The sequence below is a fragment of the Edaphobacter dinghuensis genome, from assembly GCF_014640335.1.
Lineage (GTDB): Bacteria > Acidobacteriota > Terriglobia > Terriglobales > Acidobacteriaceae > Edaphobacter > Edaphobacter dinghuensis.
This window is the reverse complement of record NZ_BMGT01000001.1, coordinates 947,106-965,029: the sequence shown is the minus strand read 5'-3', so window position 1 is coordinate 965,029 and position 17,924 is coordinate 947,106. Positions and strand designations below refer to the sequence as shown.

The 17,924-nt window shown below is 58.6% G+C and carries 10 protein-coding genes; 5 read left to right on the top strand and 5 right to left on the bottom strand.

Translation table 11 applies throughout. From position 1 onward, the window contains the following. Positions 1 to 195: 195 nt before the first annotated feature. Positions 196 to 3,537: an alpha-mannosidase gene (locus tag IEW09_RS03910; protein ID WP_188552818.1), complete on the top strand. Its 3,342-nt coding sequence runs from the start codon at positions 196 to 198 to the stop codon at positions 3,535 to 3,537. 133 nt (positions 3,538 to 3,670) lie between these two features. On the opposite strand, the gene IEW09_RS18760 is transcribed toward IEW09_RS03910, so the two are convergent. Next, the gene (locus tag IEW09_RS18760; protein ID WP_268235724.1) at positions 3,671 to 3,802 is read right to left on the bottom strand and encodes a hypothetical protein; all 132 of its coding nucleotides are present in this window, start codon (positions 3,800 to 3,802) and stop codon (positions 3,671 to 3,673) included. Positions 3,803 to 3,937: 135 nt separating this feature from the next. Here IEW09_RS18760 and IEW09_RS03905 point away from each other — a divergent pair, with 135 nt between their 5' ends. Both IEW09_RS03905 and IEW09_RS03900 read left to right on the top strand, forming a co-directional pair. Further along, positions 3,938 to 7,462: a TonB-dependent receptor gene (locus IEW09_RS03905; protein ID WP_229739120.1), complete on the top strand. Its 3,525-nt coding sequence runs from the start codon at positions 3,938 to 3,940 to the stop codon at positions 7,460 to 7,462. A gap of 57 nt (positions 7,463 to 7,519) precedes the next feature. Continuing rightward, positions 7,520 to 9,127 carry a GH39 family glycosyl hydrolase gene (locus tag IEW09_RS03900; protein ID WP_188552816.1) on the top strand — a complete coding sequence of 536 codons (1,608 nt, stop codon included), beginning with the start codon at positions 7,520 to 7,522 and terminating at the stop codon, positions 9,125 to 9,127. 3 nt (positions 9,128 to 9,130) lie between these two features. Here the strand turns inward: IEW09_RS03900 and ligA are convergent, their stop codons facing one another. The 4 genes from ligA to IEW09_RS03880 all read right to left on the bottom strand — a co-directional run bounded on the left by ligA (position 9,131) and on the right by IEW09_RS03880 (position 15,245). Next, positions 9,131 to 11,257, bottom strand: a complete 2,127-nt coding sequence (ligA, locus tag IEW09_RS03895; protein WP_188552815.1) for an NAD-dependent DNA ligase LigA — start codon at positions 11,255 to 11,257, stop codon at positions 9,131 to 9,133. Positions 11,258 to 11,316: 59 nt separating this feature from the next. After that, on the bottom strand, positions 11,317 to 12,912 hold the full coding sequence (locus IEW09_RS03890; RefSeq protein WP_188552814.1) for a GH35 family beta-galactosidase: 1,596 nt from the start codon (positions 12,910 to 12,912) through the stop codon (positions 11,317 to 11,319). 252 nt (positions 12,913 to 13,164) lie between these two features. Further along, the gene (locus IEW09_RS03885; RefSeq protein WP_229739058.1) at positions 13,165 to 13,992 is read right to left on the bottom strand and encodes a hypothetical protein; all 828 of its coding nucleotides are present in this window, start codon (positions 13,990 to 13,992) and stop codon (positions 13,165 to 13,167) included. 35 nt (positions 13,993 to 14,027) lie between these two features. Next, entirely contained in the window at positions 14,028 to 15,245 is a 1,218-nt protein-coding gene (locus IEW09_RS03880; RefSeq protein ID WP_188552813.1) for a glycine C-acetyltransferase, read from the bottom strand. A 174-nt stretch (positions 15,246 to 15,419) separates the two neighbouring features. Here IEW09_RS03880 and IEW09_RS03875 point away from each other — a divergent pair, with 174 nt between their 5' ends. Both IEW09_RS03875 and IEW09_RS03870 read left to right on the top strand, forming a co-directional pair. Then, on the top strand, positions 15,420 to 16,292 hold the full coding sequence (locus IEW09_RS03875; RefSeq protein WP_229739057.1) for a hypothetical protein: 873 nt from the start codon (positions 15,420 to 15,422) through the stop codon (positions 16,290 to 16,292). A gap of 110 nt (positions 16,293 to 16,402) precedes the next feature. After that, entirely contained in the window at positions 16,403 to 17,839 is a 1,437-nt protein-coding gene (locus tag IEW09_RS03870) for an MBL fold metallo-hydrolase RNA specificity domain-containing protein (RefSeq protein WP_188552811.1), read from the top strand. Positions 17,840 to 17,924 lie beyond the last annotated feature (85 nt).

Here is a 17,924-nt window from a genome sequence, read left to right as displayed (position 1 = left end):
GAATTGCGAAGCAATGGGACGACAGGTGTGCAGGTTTTCGGACCTCTGCTCCTTAGCTCCAGCCTTCGTCTTCTTCCATTGCTGTATCCCCAGACCGCTCTGGAGCAGTGATGTCGAATGCGAAGGCATGAACTGAAACAAGACAGCCGCTGCTGTCTCAGAACGAACAGGTATCCATTAAGTAAGGAGTTGTACATGATCGTTTTCTCGCGTCTCCATACGGTACGCAACTACGCTGGAGCGCTGTTGGCTTCGGCGATATTTCTCGCGCCGTTCTGCCTCGGCACTCCTGCCAGCGCCCAACATCGCAGACGTGGCGTTGAGATTCCGTCAACGCTCTCCCCCGAGTCGCAAAAGGTGGTGGAACGGCTCGGCACCTTCGACTATCTGCCCGCCGAGTCCTGGCGCTTCCACGCCGGGAACGTCGCCCATGGCGAAGCTGCCGATCTGGACGACAGCAGCTGGCCGGTAGCAAAACCGGGAAGCGAAGGCGGCACCGACGCAGTCTGGTATCGCCAGCTTGTGGAGATTCCCAAGACACTTAATGGATATGACCTGACCGGCGCGCGCATCTGGTTCAAGTTCAACGCCCGCGGCGATCGCTCGATGCCCCAGATCATCTACTTCAACGGCCGCCGCGTCGCTCTCGGCGACGACCTTGAGCCCATCGTCCTCTTCGACAATGCTAAGCCGGGCGACAAGATCCTGGTCGCGGTCAAGCTGCTGCCCACAGTCGGCAACAAGCGATTTGGCGGCTCGATGATGAAGATCGACTTTGCCTCCAACCGGCCCGACCCGTCGGACCTGCAGCAGGAGTTCATCTCGACTGCCCTGTTGATCCCGTCGCTCTCTAAAAATGCGACCGCGGACATGGCTACGCTCGAGAAGGCCATCACCTCCGTCGATCTGAATGCACTGGACGCCGATAACCAGAAGAAGTTCGACACCTCTCTGGCTGAAGCGAAGAATGAGATCGAGCCGCTGAAGCCCATGCTGCAGCAGGCGACCTTCCATCTCACCGGCAACTCGCACATCGACGCCGCATGGCTTTGGCCCCGCACCGAAACCGTCGATGTCGTAAAACGCACCTTCGGCACCGCATTGCAGTTGATGAACGAGTATCCGAACTACACCTATACTCAATCGGCCGCACAGTACAACGAGTGGATGCTCGAGAAGTATCCCGAGATGAACGCCGAGATCAAGAAGCGCATCAAGGAAGGTCGATGGGAGGTCGTCGGCGGCATGTGGGTCGAGCCCGACCTGAACATGCCCGATGGCGAATCGCAGGTGCGTTCCATCCTGCTCGGCAAGCGCTGGTTCCAGAAAGAGTACGGCGTCGATGTTCGCATTGGCTGGAACCCTGACTCCTTTGGCTACAACTGGCAGCTTCCCCAGATCTACAAGCGCTCCGGCATCGACTACTTCGTCACCCAGAAGATGACCTGGAACGATACCAACCAGCTTCCGCTCAAACTCTTCTGGTGGGAGTCGCCGGACGGCAGCAAGGTGTTGACCTACTTCCCACAGGGCTACGGAAACACCGACCTCGGCCCGGTGCGGCTCTCCAACGACCTGGTCTCGGCGCGCAAGCGTTCGCCCGGCCTCGACGAGATGATGGACCTCTACGGCGTCGGCGATCATGGCGGCGGTCCAACCCGCTCCGTGCTCGATCAGGGCGACCACTGGATGGAGTCGGACAAGATCGTTCCCAACATGAAGTACGGTCTTGCACAGCCCTTCTTCACCCACGTCGAGCAGGAGATCGCCAGCGATTCTCCAACATGGAACTACAAGTCCATCGCTCAGGGATACACATACCCCACACCAGAAGAGGGCAAGATCCACATCCCGACCTGGGATGACGAGCTGTACCTCGAATACCACCGCGGTGTCTTTACCACCCAGGCCAACCACAAGCGCAACATGCGCGAGAGCGAAGAGTGGACGCTGAACGCAGAGAAGTATGCTTCGCTGGCGTGGCTCCAGGGCGACTCCTATCCCAATGATCGGCTCACCGACGCGTGGGAGAAGATCACCTTCAACCAGTTCCACGACCTCGCCGCGGGCTCCGGCATCGGCATCATCTATAAGGATGCCCAGAAGGACTACGATCAGGTTCGCTGGGAGACCAACGAAGCCTCAACCAAGGCACTTCATACCCTCTCGGCTGAAGTGGATACGCACACAGCCGTTGGCGTTCCCGTGTTCGTCTTCAATCCGCTCGCTTGGGAGCGTTCCGGCAACGTAGAAGTTGACGTTCAGTTGCCGTCAGCTTCGGCGAACGGTGTCTCCGTCCTTGACGCAAACAATCGCGTTCTGCCTTCGGAGGTGTTGGCCAGCGATGCGAAGACCAATAGCTACAAGCTGCTGGTCGATGCAAAGAATGTTCCTTCGATGGGCTACGAAGTACTGCACGTCGTTCCCGGAACCAAGCCCTTCGTTAGCGACCTGAAGGCCAGCGGATTCACTTTGGAAAACGCTGCACTTCGTGTCGTCGTCGATCCTTCAAACGGCTGCATCACCAGCATCTTCGATAAAAAGTCGAACTTCGAGACGCTGGCCAAGGGTGCCTGCGGCAATCAACTCCAGACGTTTGTCGACAAGCCCAAGGACTACGACGCCTGGAACATCGATCCCGGCACGCTCGACCACAACACGCCGATCAGCGAGGTTGACTCCGTCAAGCTCGTCGACAAAGGACCCATGCGCGCCACCATTCGCGTAACGCGCACCTGGCAGAGCTCGAAGTTCGTTCAGGACATCACGCTCTACGCCGGTTCGGACAAGGTCGTCGTCGGCAACAATATCGACTGGCACGAGACCCACGTTCTGCTGAAGGCAGCCTTCCCGCTCTCAGCATCCTCACCGGAGGCGACGTACGAGATTCCGTACGGCACCATTCAGCGTGCAACCACACGCAACAATAGCTGGGAGAAGGCTCGCTTCGAAGTTCCGGCCATTCGTTGGGCTGACCTTGGAGATGAGCAGCATGGCTTCAGCCTGATCAACGCGACGAAGTACGGATACGACGGACAGGACAACGTGTTGCGGCTCTCGCTGCTGCGTTCTCCTGTCTCGCCTGATCCTGATGCCGATCGCGGCCCACACCACTTCAGCTATGAACTCTATCCTCACGCCGGAACCTGGAAGACCGCTCTGACCGAGCGCGCCGGATACGAGTTCGACTACAAGCTGCGTGCGAGCCAGGTGGAATCGCATACCGGCACTCTGCCACGTGAACACTCCTACGTCGCGGTAAGCCCTGACAATGTTGTTCTGACCGCTGTGAAAAAAGCGGAAGACGACAACGGTCTTATCTTCCGTGTATTCGAGTGGGCTGGTAAGCAGTCTGACGTTACCTTCACCCTACCCAAGGGCGCGACCTCAGCCACAGAGACCAACCTGATGGAGAAGCCAATCGGCTCTCCTCTGACCGTCTCTGGAGACAAGGTCACTGTCCCCATTCACCCTTACGAGATTCTGACCATCCGCGCCGACTATCCACACGCGCAGACCATGGCACAGAACAAGTAAGCGATCCAGTAAAACCGAAAGAGCGATGCCGCAGAGTAACTCTGCGGCATCGCTCTTTTAAGTCATGCCAGGCCAATGCTATAGCTCGAAAAATCCCTCGCAATTATTTTCTCTCGCGGACAAACTACAGTAATCATCCGGCATCACAACGCATGTCGGTGTTGCGTTCGACTTTCGGCATTCCCAATGCCGCTGCTGCCTTAATTTCAGGGCCGCGTGGAGCTTCGTCTTCAAGAAGCCCTATAGCGATGCTGGCCTTAATCATTCTCCGAGATGATGGGCGTCTGTCTCCGAACGAAACGAACAACCCCACAACTCACCCCACTACACCGACAGCAGGATAAAGGACCAATCATTCCCTCGGAGGCAGTTCATGACCGCCAGATACTCTCGTTTTTTGATGCGATTTGCGCTGATCGCACTGGCACTTTGTCTATCGGCACAGGCCCACGCACAGTTCAACGCCAACCTCTCCGGTACCGTGCAGGATTCAACAGGGGCGATCATCCCGAATGCGACCGTGACGTTGACCAATCCTGCCACGCATCAGTCGCAGAAGACGACAACAAGCGACAGCGGCGTCTATCACTTTAGCGAGCTTCCTCCTGCGCATTACACCCTTGCGGTCACGGCAACAGGATTCAAGGCCTCCACCTTTGACGATGTTGCGCTTGCAGCAGAGACACCGCGCAATTTAAATGTGACCCTCAGCACAGGCGATGTCTCCGAGACCGTGACCGTCAATGCCAATCAAGTCTCCGCTCTGCAAAATGCAGACGCAAGCATCGGCAGCACTATCTCCACCGAAGCAATCCAGCGGTTGCCCATCATCGGCGGCAACCCCTACGAGCTTCTTCGCACCTCTCCCGGAATCACAGGTGACGGCGCACGCGCCGGCAACGGCAACGCCGTTTTCCTTCCCAACGGCGGAGGCCCCGGCGGATCGTCGCGTGGCATCTTCCAGACCGAGAACCAGACGCAGATCTCAGCCAACGGACAGCCTGTGGCCGACAACACCTACAGCGTCGACGGCGTCACCGTCGACTCGCTGACACATGGCGGCTCGGCTGTCGTTACCCCCAATCAGGAGGCCATCGGCCAGATCACCACACTCTCTACCTCCTACGACGCCGCCGATGGCCGCAACTCAGGAGCACAAATCAAAGTCGTCACCAAGAGCGGCACCAACGATCTGCACGGCTCTCTCTACTTTCTCTACGATGAGCCGGGCCTCAATGCCTTTGCCAAATACGGCGGCCCCGATGGGCAGCTTCCGCTACGCGTCGAGACCAAGCAGCGCACCTACGACGCCTCCCTCGGCGGCCCCATCATCAAAAACAAGCTCTTTGGATTCGCCTCCTACGCCGGCTTCAGCTATGGCGGAAACACTACAATCTCGCAGTACGTCGAGACTCCACAATACCGTTCACTGATCCCCACCATTCGTCCCGGTGGCATCACCACCAGCATCCTTACCTCGGCTGGTGTCGTGCCACGAATCGTCACCCTTCTCCCCATGAACTGCTCCGATTACGCCAACAACCAAAGCCTGTATGCTCCGGTCAACGGCGTTCGGCAAACAGCTAACGGAGGCCCGTACTGCAATCCAGTAGGTGGTGGAGTCGACATCGGCTCTCCAACTCCTGGCGGCGCGACGCAACTTGGCGTCTACACTCCTTCGGCGGCCACGAACCCCGCAACCTATACCGGCGGCGGCCTCGATGGCGTGCCCGATGTAGAGTACGCACAGCTTCTCGTGCCCAACCACTCTCGCGGAAATCAGTTCAATGGCCGCGTCGATTGGTATGCCAGCACGAAAGACCAGTTCGCAGGCAGCTTCTACATCACCAAGCTGGACAACTACGGTACCAGCGGCGCGACCGACTCACGTCCACAGTCGGACGTTCCCTTCAAACCACTTAACACCGCCGTTACGCTCATCTACATTCATACCTTCTCGCCAAGCTGGCTCAACGAGCTACGAGGTAACAGCACTCGCTTTGCCGAAAACGCCCTTCGCGACGGAGCAGGCACGGTGAACTTCGGTATACCCTACATCAACGTGCAAGGCCTGCCGTTCTCCAACAACATCAACTTCGGAGTAGAGCAGAGCAGCACCAACCCCGCCATCTTCGCCGAAAACACCTATGAGGTCCGCGATCAGGTGACACATACCTTCGGCTCGCACATTCTGCGTTTTGGCGGCGAGATCCGCTTCGAGCAGGACAACGACAAGCTCTCCGGAACGACTCGCCCTGTCTACGCCATGCAGGGCCTGTGGAACTTCGCCAACGATGCTCCCATCTACGAAGGCATCACCGCCAGCACCCTTACCGGCGGCGCACCCAACACGCAACTTTATCTTCGTTCCAAAGATATAGCCGGCTTCGTCCAGCACGACTGGAAGGTGACGCCAACTTTCACTCTCAATACCGGCTTTCGTTATGAGATCTATACGCCGATCAGCAACAAGACCGGCAACGTCAGCAAGCCTGTCCTCGGGCCTTCCGGATCCGAACTCTCCGACATGACGCTGGTCCCCACTCACGATCTCTACAACACCGACTACGGCCACTATGCGCCGAAGATCGGCTTCGCATGGACCCCCGCCATGTACAACAACAATGTCGTCCTTCGCGGCGGCTTCGCAATTGCCTATAACCACCTCGATGCCGGATTGTTCAACACGCAGGCCATCGACAACGTTCCCGGCGCAGCGACCTTCAACGTCTGCTGCGGCCAGGACACCAGCCCCTTCGCAGGCGGACAGATCAAATACGCTTTAGGCAGCAGCAATGCCGCCGATAGCTATCCGGCGAACCCGGCTTTCGCCGGCGGCGTAAATGCCAACGGCTTTCCTGCCAATGGAGCGCAGATCGAGCTGTACGGCGTCGCTGGCCGCATCCGAAATCCGGTGAGCTATCTCTACTCGCTCGACACCCAGACCCAGTTGCCTGAGCAGATCGTGCTGACCGTCGGCTACGGCGGCAGCCTCGCTCGACACAATCCGCGCCTGGTCAACCAGAACTTCCTCTACAACAACACCGGCTCGCCAACCTATCAGGCATTCTTCGCGCAGACCGATTCGATCCAAGCCTACAACTCGCTCAACGTTCGCGTCGCGCGCAACTTCAGCCATGGCTTCCAGATCGAGGGCAGCTATACCTTCTCGAAGAACATGGACCAGGTCTCGAACGGTGACGGTGCCAACTCCAACGCTAACCAGACCAACCCGGCCAACAACAAGTCGGAGTATGGTCCCTCCGACTACGACACACGCAATCGCGCCACCATCTCCGGCCTGTACACTACGCCCAAGGTTCACTCCAACAACTTCCTTGTTAAAGCTGTAGCCAATGGATGGCAGATCAATGGCATCGCCAGCTTCCACTCAGGCTTTCCCTGGACGCCGGTTACTTACAACCTGCAATCCAATATCGTTCCCAACGCAGCGGTCGTGTCACCGACGCGTCCGTTGGCAATCCTCTACGGCGCAGGCCCCATCGGCCGAAGCTGCTCCAACAACGCCTACGTTACCGGCTCTAACTTCCCCAATCGCACTCTGCCGGGCGGAACAGCGGGCACTGCCGGAGGCCAAAACTACTTCGACACCACTCCTCCGACCTTGCCTCCGGGCCAGAACTACGTTTACACCCCAGGCATCGGACGTAACAGCTTCACCGGCCCGTGCTATCGCGACATCGACATAAGCCTCGCCAAAGAGGTGCAGCTTGAAAGCTGGGGCCACACCGCAACCCTGCGCTTCCAGGCAAATATGTTCAACGCCTTCAACCTGCTCAATCTGGCCCCCATTCAAAACGGAAATGCTGATCCCGCTGCAAATATTCAGAACGCCGATTTCGGCAAAGCCACCACTGCCGACGCCGGACGCCAGATTGAATTCCTGATGAGACTAAACTTCTGACAGGCATATAGGGGCGGAGCCACAACTCCGCCTTACCTCACACCACCGGAGCGCTCGATGAAATCAATCTCCCGCCGCCTGCTGTCAGTCGGCTCTGCAATTCTCCTCTCTGCCTGCATCTGCATTTCATCTCCGGCTCAATCTTCTACTTCACAGATGACAACGCTCCGCATCGACGCCAAAGCCGCCACCACGCCCTTCCCCCACTTCTGGGAGCAGACGTTCGGCTCAGGCCGCGCCATTCTTTCGCTGAGGCAGGACTACCGCGAAGACCTCCGCACCGTAAAGCAAGCCACCGATTTCAAGTCCGTTCGCTTCCACGGCATCTTCATGGACGACGTGGGCCTCTACGATCCTGACCGCAGGCCCATCAAATTTGCCCAGATGACGAATGCCGACGTGGCCGCGAACTCTGATTCCGGCATCTACAACTTCTCTTACGTCGATCAGATCTACGATGGCCTGCTCGCCAATGGCATTCGCCCCTTCGTCGAGTTGAGCTTCATGCCGAAGAAGATGGCCTCTGATCCGAACGCGCTGCACGCCTTCTGGTACAAGCAGAACGTCTCTCCGCCAAAGGACTACAAACTGTGGGACGACATGATCACCGCCTTCGTCGAGCATCTCGTTGCACGCTACGGCATCGACGAAGTAGCACAGTGGGACTTCGAAGTATGGAATGAGCCCAACATCGACTTCTGGGCAGGCAATCCCAAGCAGCCGACTTACTTTGAGCTGTACGACCACACTGCGCGCGCCATCAAGAAGGTCAACGCTCGTCTGCGCGTCGGTGGGCCATCGACCGCGCAGGCCGCATGGGTCGCAGACTTCCTCGCGCACTGCAAGAAGGACAACGTTCCCGTCGACTTCGTCAGTACCCACGTCTACGGCAACGACACTGCGAAGAACGTCCTCGGCACCGACGAAGATGTCCCCCGCGACCACATGGTTGCTCGCGCCGTAAAGATGGTGCACGACGAGATTCTCGCGTCGCCCTATCCAAAAATTCCGCTCATCATGAGCGAATACAACGCCAGCTACGCCAACGAGCCTGACGTCACTGACTCCGTCTACATGGGGCCGTGGCTCGCCAGCAACATCAGCCAATGCGACGGCCTCACTCAGTCGATGAGCTACTGGTCCTTCTCCGACGTCTTCGAAGAACAGGGCGTCGTACGTACACCGTTCTACGGCGGCTTCGGTCTTATCGCCGAAGACGATATTCCCAAGCCCTCGCTCAACGCCTTCGCCATGCTGCATCGGTTGGGCGACCGTCGCATCAAGCTCGACTCCGACTCCGCGCTCGCCACCCGACGCGAAGACGGCTCACTCGCTATCGCTCTCTGGAACTACGCCGCACCCTACGGCAGCGGCCCAGCCTACACGCCACCGCCTACCGATCCTGGCCCATCGAAGATCTTCACTGTAAAGCTTGAGCACGTCTCTCCCAACGCGCCCATAGAAATCTGGCGGCTCGACGCTGACCACGGCAACGTCATCAAGACCTACGACGCGATGGGTCGTCCCGCATTCCCAACACGCGATCAGGTCGCCAAGCTTCGCGAGGCAGGCAAGGCATCGCCGCCCGAATCCTCTTCGCTAAAGAACGGCAACCTGACCATCACCATTCCGCCACAAGGACTTGTCCTCATCACCACTCGCTAACCTTTAGGCTGGCGTTGCCGAACCATCCTTCAGCAACGCCAGCAACCCAGCCTCGTCGATCACTGCAACTCCAAGTGAGTTCGCCTTATCCAGCTTCGACCCCGCCTCTTCACCCGCGACCACATAGCTCGTCTTCTTGCTCACGCTGCCTGAGACCTTTCCTCCAGCAGACTCAATCTTTTCCTTTGCAATCTCACGCGTAAGATTCGGCAGCGTCCCCGTCAGCACAAACGTCAGGCTCTCGAGCGTCGAAGTCTTCACACGCTTTTCAGCCGTAAACGTCAGGCCCAGCGACTCCAGATCACGCACCAGTTGCAGGTTCTTCTCCACCGCAAAGAACTCCACAATTGCCTGCGCCACCTTTGGTCCCACCTCGTTCACAGCCTCCAACTCCTCCGCCGAGGCTTTCATCAGCTCACTCATTGAGCCGAAGTGCTCCGCCAGTAGCTGCGCTGTTCTCTCGCCAACAAATCTTATTCCCAACCCAAGCAGCACCCGCGCCAATCCTGCGCTCTTCGATTGCTCGATTTGGGCCAGCAGTGCATCCGCTGTCTTCTCTCCAACGCGCTCCAGCTCCAACAGCTTCTCGCGCTTCAGGCGGTATAGATCGCCGATCGTATGGATCAGCGGCTTACGAATCTCGATCGGCGCACCCTCGTCGGTCACTACCTGATCGACACTGCTGCCCAACTCCGCGCTCTGTCCCAGAAGCTGCGCCACCATCGCATCTCCCAGACCCTCGATATTCATCACACCCCGCGCCGCCCAATGCAGCAGCTCTTCGCGCACCCGCGCCGGACAGGAGTTGTTCACGCAACGCCAGTCGACCTCGCCCTCAACCTTCTTCAGATCGCTTCCGCATACCGGGCACTTCTCCGGAAACACAATCTCTTTCTTGCCTCGCGGATGCTGCTTATCGTCGACCACAGCGACGATCTTCGGAATCACATCGCCGCCGCGCTCCACCTGCACAAAGTCGCCGATGCGCACGTTCAACCGCGCAATCTCATCCGCGTTATGCAGCGTCGCCCGCGTCACCGTAGTTCCGCCAATCGACACCGGCGTCAGCGCGGCCACGGGAGTCACCTTGCCCGTTCGTCCGACCTGAAATAGCACATCCTCAAGCTTCGTAATGCCCGCGCGCGCGGCGAACTTATACGCAATTGCCCAGCGCGGAGCCTTGCCCGTAAACCCCAGCCGACGCTGCTGCGCGGTCGCATCGACCTTGATCACAACACCGTCGATCTCATAGCCCAGCGTGTCGCGCAGCGGCTCCGCATCGGCGATGAACTTCACCACTGCGTCGATGTCCTTCACCGTCTTCGCATGAGGATTCACACGGAAACCCGACGCTCGTAGCGCATCCAGTGTCTCCGTCTGCGACCCCAGCAGGGTGTCGCCATCCTGCAACAAAAAGTATGCGTAGAAATCCAATCGCCGCTGCGCCACGATGTTCGGCTCAAGTGTGCGAATCGTTCCCGCTGCCGCATTCCGTGGATTCGCCGCTGGGGTCAGGCCCTGCGCCTCGCGCTCCTCGTTCATCTTCACAAACGCCGCGTGCGGCAGCACCACCTCGCCGCGCACCTCGAACTTCTGCGGCAAGGCTGCCGTCTTCAACTTCGCTGCCGAAACACTCAGCGGCACTGACCGGATCGTACGCACATTACTGGTCACGTCCTCGCCGATCGAGCCGTCGCCGCGAGTAAGTCCTCGATCGAGATGCGCCGCTCCATGTGTACCTGCCGCGTAATGCAGAGCCAACGAGAGGCCGTCGAGCTTCAACTCGCACACATAGCGTACCGTCTCCGCGCTTGGCAGCGCTTCGCGCACTCGCTGGTCCCATGCTCGCAGCTCCTCTTCGTTGTAGGCGTTGTCGAGCGACAGCATCGGGCGCGAGTGCGGTGTCTTTACAAATCCTTCGCGCGGCTTGCCGCCCACGCGCTGCGTCGGTGAATCGGTCGTCACCAGATCCGGATGTTCGGCCTCCAGCTTCTTCAGCCGGTTCATCAGCACGTCGTACTGCGCGTCTGTCAGCTCTGGCGTGTCCAGAACGTAGTAAAGATGCTCGTGATGGCGAAGCTCATCGCGCAACGCCTGAATCTGTTGATCGGGACTAAGCTCAGCCTTCATAGTGAGGATTATAAAGAGCGACGCATCGCCGCACGAATGGCTTGCTCAATCTCGCGACATCAATAATGGTAGAGCGCCGCTTTCTCGATCTTCACGCTGCGCGAATCGAAGCGCCAGTAGTTTCCCTGGTCGTTCTCATCGCCGTTGAGCCTGCGCCCGGCGATCCATTTCCCATCTTCAAACTTGCCTTCGTCTACCGAAGCCAGTCCGACCCGCGTCGCAGACGATCTTGTGCTGAACGAGACACGGAAGCCTTTGCCTGCACCGATAAACTCTTCCGGCCCGGTCACCATAATCAGCCCAAAGCCCTTTTCGGTTCCCTGACCAAAGATCTCATCGAGACTGACATGGACTACATAGCCGTCCATGTTGAAGTCCACCGACGGATGGCCCTTATCGAGGAGGAAGCCGTGCGCTTCGCCCTTGCTCTGCGCCTCCAGCAGCATCGGAGCCAGTTGCTCGATGACGCTGTAGCTCTTGCCCAGCTCTTCATCCTGACCGAGCCATCCGTCGATACCGAACGGTGAAAATCCCAGCGCCGCATGTTCGCCAAAGGCGTAAAACATATTCGCCGCGCCCACCGGACCGCCATTGGTCTCCGGAATCAACAACGGATTGTCCGCACGGTGATAGCGATTGCACCACCCTTCAAAGGGAGACGCATAAAGGTCCGGCGCGTAGATGTCGATCGCCGATCCGGCAGCCTTCCATATGTCGATCACCCTTGGCTGCGCGCCTCCGCTGGGATAATCGCCGGGCGTTACATCGTTGCCGCCGAGCCATGCATTCACATACATCGGCAGGTCGTACGCAGCCTTTCCTTTAGCGGCGACCGCCTGCACGTAGCGCGCGTAGTGCCATGCCATAAAGATCTCGTCGGCACGCGAGGTATCGCCGAAGACCTGCGCCCATGTTCCGGCGGTCTTCGCTCCATTCTTCTCCCAGAGCTCGCGCAGCTCTGGGTTCAGCGAGCCGCGATGCGTCTTGAGATAGCTTGTCAGCTCCTCGGGAACTGCTCCGTCAAACGCCTTATTCGCCACGGCGGAGTGATCGCGGGTATCACCAAGGACACCGACCTCGTTTTCCACCTGCATCATCAGAACGGTGTGGTCGCGACCATCGACCTCACTCAGATGCTTCATCAGGGCGGCGAAGGCGCGTGCATCGGCGTCGCGGGTCGCGTCGCCGAAGGTGCTCAGGATATTTACCTCGTTGCCATTCTCGACAGCGCGGGGAAACCGCTTTGTATCGCGCTTGACCCAAACCGGATCGTAGCTCGACATACCGTTCTTCCACGAGGCCAGCCAGAGGAAGACGATATGCAAATGCTGCTCGCGTGCCTGCGACAGCAGACCGTCGACCAGCGAGAAGTCGAAGGTTCCTTCGGTCGGCTCGATCAGCTCCCACGAGAGCGGCGTCAGCACCGTGTTCAGAGGAATCGCCGCCAGCTTCGGCCATGCGGGCTTCATGTAGTCGAGGCTCGAGGAGCTGGAGTTATGCAGCTCTCCGGCGAGCATCAGAAAGGGCTTGCCATCGACGACCAGTTGCGTGGTTACGCCGCGCTTTTCCAGATGAGGCTGCTGTGCGTGAAGGTTTTTCGCACCGAGAGTTGCAAGAGAGAAGACGATTGCCAAAGCGGAAATTTGTCCTCGCATATCGGCTGCCAATCTATCACAGCGATTACGCTCCCAAGGTACAAACAGAGGTACCCCACCCCCTGGACTAAAGTACGCAAAGTCTTCAAAACAAAAACCTTAAGTCCAAACTAGAGGGCGAAAGTCTTGATTTTACCTGTATAAGTCCGCTAAAGTATTCAATCTATTGCTTTTAGATGAACACTTTGTGTCGTCAACGACGCGGAATTGCGGTATTGCCCCCTACTTCTATTGTAGGGGGCAGTGTCAAGTTTAGTGAGTATGGAAGAACTTGTGATTGATGTCGGGCCAGAACTCTTTGAAGGTGAAGCTGGCGCTGTCGATCAGGTCGCTGGTGAGCCACTTCTGGCCGACCTTGGTCCAGGTGCGATAGCTGCTGGGGTAATAGAGCGACGAGACGCCTGCGGATGCGCCTGAGCCGATGATCTCGGAGTAGTTGAAGGTATTGTTGCCGTCGTCTTTGCGGGTGATCAGAACACGGGTGGCGGCATAGAGGGCGCGATGACCGATGGAGCCGTGGCCGAGGGTGTAGTAGCGGTTGTCCTGATGGAAGATGACAGGGCCGACGCCGCCAACCATAAAGTTTTCACTGGCTGTATCGGCGAGGGTATGCCAATAGTAGCGGCCATAACCTGCCGCACCCTGATGGAACTCAGGATAGGACTTGGTATACATAGAGAAGCCCGCCTGAATGCCAGCCAGAAGAAATGAGGAGTAATCGAAGGTATCGTGGCCTGCGGCGACGAACTTGTCCTTCGCCGACTGCGGGGGCAGTTTGGTGTCTGCCGAGACTGAGCGGAAGTTCGGCATGATGTCAAGGATCCGCTTGGTCTGCTGAGGATCGGTGGAAGCAGAGTTAGCGGCCGGCGTGGTCGCCTGACCGGATTGCATGGCCGATGCGGGAATGGGAGCGTCAGGCAGCGAGTCCGCTACGGAGTCGTTCGCGGAAGCGAGTGAGGAAGAGGTTCCGGCGGTAAGTTGTTGAGCCTGAAGGGCGGGAGCACACGTCCAGACGGCCAGCAGCAGGGCAGCAGCATACACTGCCGCCAGCTTCGACGAAGTATTTAAACAAGATGGCATTTTAGATGAGACACAGATTCGGGTGATTCGATTCGTCATGCGGGGAGAATATTCATCTTTCTTGCAACAGTGATGAGAATTTCGAGGGCCTGGTCGATCTGTTCGCGGGTGTGTTCGCTGGTCATGATGGTGCGAATGCGAGCTTTGCCCTCGGGTACGGTGGGAAAGGCGATTCCGGTGGCCATGAGGCCGGCCTGGAAGAGAGAACGTGAAAAGTCCATTGTCGCACGGCCATCGCCGATGAGGATGGGAGTGATGGGGGTCTCGCTAGCAGGCGTGGTGCGGCCTCCGGTGTCGAAACCGGCTGCAGTGAGCTGCTGCTTGAAGTAGTTGGTGTTGTCCCAGAGGCGCTGGATGCGCTCGGGTTCGATCTCGAGCAGGTCGAACGCTGCGATGCAGGTGGCTGCGACCGAGGGTGGGTGCGAGGTGGAGAAGAGGAAGGGCCGGGCGCGGTGGTAGAGGTAGTCGATGAGGTCGCGGCTGCCGCAGACGTAGCCGCCGAGAGCGCCGATGGCTTTGGAGAGCGTGCCTACCTGCACGTCGACGCGCTGGGTGCAGTGGAAGTGATCGACCGAGCCGCGACCGTTGCGACCGAGGACACCGCTGGCGTGGGCGTCATCGACCATCATGATGGCTCCATATTGGTCAGCGAGATCGCAGAGCTTGTCGACAGGGCCGATGTCGCCATCCATCGAGAAGACGCCGTCGGTGATGAGGAGCTTGCGGCCGGGCTCGTGCTGGATCTCTTTGAGCAGATCTTCGGCGTGGGCGATGTCTTTGTGGCGGAAGACTTTGATCTTGGCGCGAGAGAGGCGCGCTCCGTCGATGATGCTGGCGTGGTTGAGCTCGTCGGAGAGGATGAAGTCTTCTTTGCCGAGGATGCTGGAGACGGTGCCAGCATTCGCGGTGAAGCCGGATTGAAAGACGACGCAGGCTTCGACGCCTTTGAAGGCGGCGATCTTCTCCTCAAGCTCCATGTGGATGTGCATGGTTCCGGCGATGGTGCGGACGGCGCCTGAGCCGACGCCGTATTTTTTCGTGGCGGCGATGGCGGCTTCGCGGAGTTTGGGGTGGTTGCAGAGGCCGAGATAGTTGTTGCTGGCGAGGTTGATGACGCGCTTGCCGTCGTAGGTGCAGACGGGCGCCTGCTCGTCATCGAGGACGCGAAGTTTGAAGTGGGTGCCGCGTTGACGCAGGTCTTCGAGCTGTGCGGTGAGGTGGGCGAGCTGGGGGCGGGGGGTTTTGTCGCTCATGGGCTTCATCCTAAACCTTTTATATCGAGACAGTACGCAGAGGGGAAATGGGCATCTTAGAACATTAGCGGCACCGGTTATCGGCAGCCGCACACGGATGTACCAACAGTCTGATACGAAGGATGAGGGCCAAAGATGACATTTTCGGGAAAGTTTTTAAAGATTACGGGGGCAATGGCATTAGCAGTAGCTTTGCTGGCAGGATGCAAGTCGAAGGAAGATGCGGCGATTGACGCAGCCAAGAAGCAGGCGGCAGCTACAGGACAGCCGCAGCAAGTCGTTTCGGTCGACAAGAATGGAACGACGACTACGGTGACCGTGCAGCCACCGGCTCCGGGACAGACGGCCCAGACAGTGACGACGACAGTGACTCCCGGAGCGGGGACTCCGGCAAATAATGGATCATCTGCACCTGCGGTTTCGCCGGCGCAGCCTGCGATTGCAGGAGAGAACGGCGGAGCAGCGCAGCCTGTTGCGACGCAGCCGCCTCCGGCAGCGACGCCGGGCGGCGCTCCGGTGGTTCAGCCAGCGGATGTGAGTGTGCCTGCGGGAACGAACCTGACGATTCGCATCAATCAGCGCATCAGCGTGAAGACGAGCCGGGCAGGCGACCACTTCGACGGCGAGATTGTTGAACCGGTCATCGGCGACAACAATGCCATCCTGATTCCGAAGGGCGCACCCGTAGGCGGGATTGTCGAGGCCTCGCATCGCCGCGGACACTTCAAGGGAGCTTCGATCCTGGAGCTGCGGCTCACCTCGCTGACGCTGAACGGCACTCAGTATCGAATCGATACTCGCGACCTGACACGGACGAAGAAGGGCAAGGGCAAGCGGTCGGCTGCGTTTATCGGCGGCGGAACCGGACTGGGCATGCTGGTCGGTGGCGTTGCCAGCGGCGGTGTTGGTCTGCTGGTCGGCGGCCTCGCCGGTGGAGGCGCAGGAACAGCCGTGGCAGGAATGACGGGCAATCGCGATATCGAGATTCCGTCGGAGTCGATTGTTCACTTCAGACTGGCAAACGATCTCGTCGTTCAGCCTAACTAATACGATGTGTTGCAAGAATGGAGGCCCATCCCAACGGATGGGCCTTCGCTGTTATCTGTGCGTGTCTTCTGTTTCGATTAGGATGGCTGTGAATTTCAAGAGGAGCGTCAATGGGGATTCGATTGCATTTTTGGGGCGCGGCACAAACCGTTACCGGGTCTTCGCATCATCTGGAGTGCGCGGGACAGAATGTGCTGCTGGACTGCGGGCTGTTTCAGGGACACAGGCAACAGGGCCGGGAGATCAATGCGCATCTTGCATTGCCGGTGGAGCAGTTGAACGCGGTGGTGCTCTCGCATGCGCACATCGACCATAGCGGCGACCTGCCGCTGCTGGCGAAGCAGGGATATCGCGGACCTATTTATACGACTCCGGCAACGGTGGATTTGTGCGAGAAGATGCTGAAGGACAGCGCACACATTCAGGAATCGGACGCGGAGTTTGTGAATAAGCGCTGGCGACGGCGAAAGGCGATCGGCATGAATGGCGAGGCCGATGGAGCGACGCCGCTGTACACGCAGGAAGACGCCGCACAGGCGGTCGAGCAGTTCAAGCCGGTAAAGTTGCATACGCCGCAGTTGCTGGCTGGCTCGACGGCGGATGCAGGGTTTACGACGACGACCTATGATGCGGGGCACATGCTGGGTTCGACTTGTGTGCTGGTCGAGGCAAAAGAGCAGGGGCAGACGACGCGGCTGCTGTTCTCGGGAGATGTGGGACGCAAGGGGCTGCCGATCATCCACGATCCGGATACGGCACCGGCGGCCGAGTATCTCATTATGGAGAGCACGTATGGAAACAGGCTGCATCAGCCGATAGGGCCGGTGAAGAAGAAGCTGGCGAACCTGGTGAATCGTACGGTCGCGCGTGGCGGACACATTGTGATGCCCGCGTTTGCCGTTGGCCGCACGCAGCAGGTGGTGATGCTGCTGCATGAGCTGATCGATGCCAAGGCGATTCCTGACATTCCTATCTTTGTGGATAGTCCGTTGGCTGTGAATGTGACGGACGTGTTTCGCAAACACGAGGAAGAATGGGATGAGGGCGCACGCGCCTTCGCCGATCTTCATGAAGATCCGTTTGGATGGAGGCGGTTGAAATATACGCGTACGGTGGAGGAGAGCAAGGCGCTGAATGGGCTGCATGTGCCGTTCATCGTGATCTCGGCCTCGGGAATGTGCGAGGCGGGACGGGTGCTGCATCATCTGAAGAACAGCATCGAAGACCCGAGGAACCTGGTATTGATTACCGGCTTTCAGGCGCAGAATACGCTGGGCCGCGCCATCGTAGAGAAGCAACCCGAGGTGAAGATCTTTGGTGAGCCGTTGCGGCTGCGGGCCGAGGTGGACTCGATTGGCGAGTTGAGCGGACATGCCGACCAGCGCGAGCTTCTGGAGTGGATGCAGCCGATTGTGCCTACTCTGAAGCAGGTATTTCTGGTACATGGCGAGCCGGATGCGCAACAGGCGTTGAAGGCAGAGATTGAGAAGATGTACAAGCTGAACGTCGTCTGTCCCAAGCGCGGCGACCGGTTTGAGGTGGGATAGTGACGGTTCTCCTCCCGATGTAGTTTTGGTGATTCGAGCAAAACGCAGATTTCCTTCGGGAATGACAACCAAAGGAAGCTACGCC

Bases quoted from the DNA above. Each gene is read 5' to 3' on its own strand.
- IEW09_RS03910 (WP_188552818.1), top strand. From the start codon at position 196: ATGATCGTTTTCTCGCGTCTCCATACGGTACGCAACTACGCTGGAGCG.
- IEW09_RS18760 (WP_268235724.1), bottom strand. From the start codon at position 3,802: ATGATTAAGGCCAGCATCGCTATAGGGCTTCTTGAAGACGAAGCTCCA.
- IEW09_RS03905 (WP_229739120.1), top strand. From the start codon at position 3,938: ATGCGATTTGCGCTGATCGCACTGGCACTTTGTCTATCGGCACAGGCC.
- IEW09_RS03900 (WP_188552816.1), top strand. From the start codon at position 7,520: ATGAAATCAATCTCCCGCCGCCTGCTGTCAGTCGGCTCTGCAATTCTC.
- ligA (WP_188552815.1), bottom strand. From the start codon at position 11,257: ATGAAGGCTGAGCTTAGTCCCGATCAACAGATTCAGGCGTTGCGCGAT.
- IEW09_RS03890 (WP_188552814.1), bottom strand. From the start codon at position 12,912: ATGCGAGGACAAATTTCCGCTTTGGCAATCGTCTTCTCTCTTGCAACT.
- IEW09_RS03885 (WP_229739058.1), bottom strand. From the start codon at position 13,992: ATGCCATCTTGTTTAAATACTTCGTCGAAGCTGGCGGCAGTGTATGCT.
- IEW09_RS03880 (WP_188552813.1), bottom strand. From the start codon at position 15,245: ATGAGCGACAAAACCCCCCGCCCCCAGCTCGCCCACCTCACCGCACAG.
- IEW09_RS03875 (WP_229739057.1), top strand. From the start codon at position 15,420: ATGGCATTAGCAGTAGCTTTGCTGGCAGGATGCAAGTCGAAGGAAGAT.
- IEW09_RS03870 (WP_188552811.1), top strand. From the start codon at position 16,403: ATGGGGATTCGATTGCATTTTTGGGGCGCGGCACAAACCGTTACCGGG.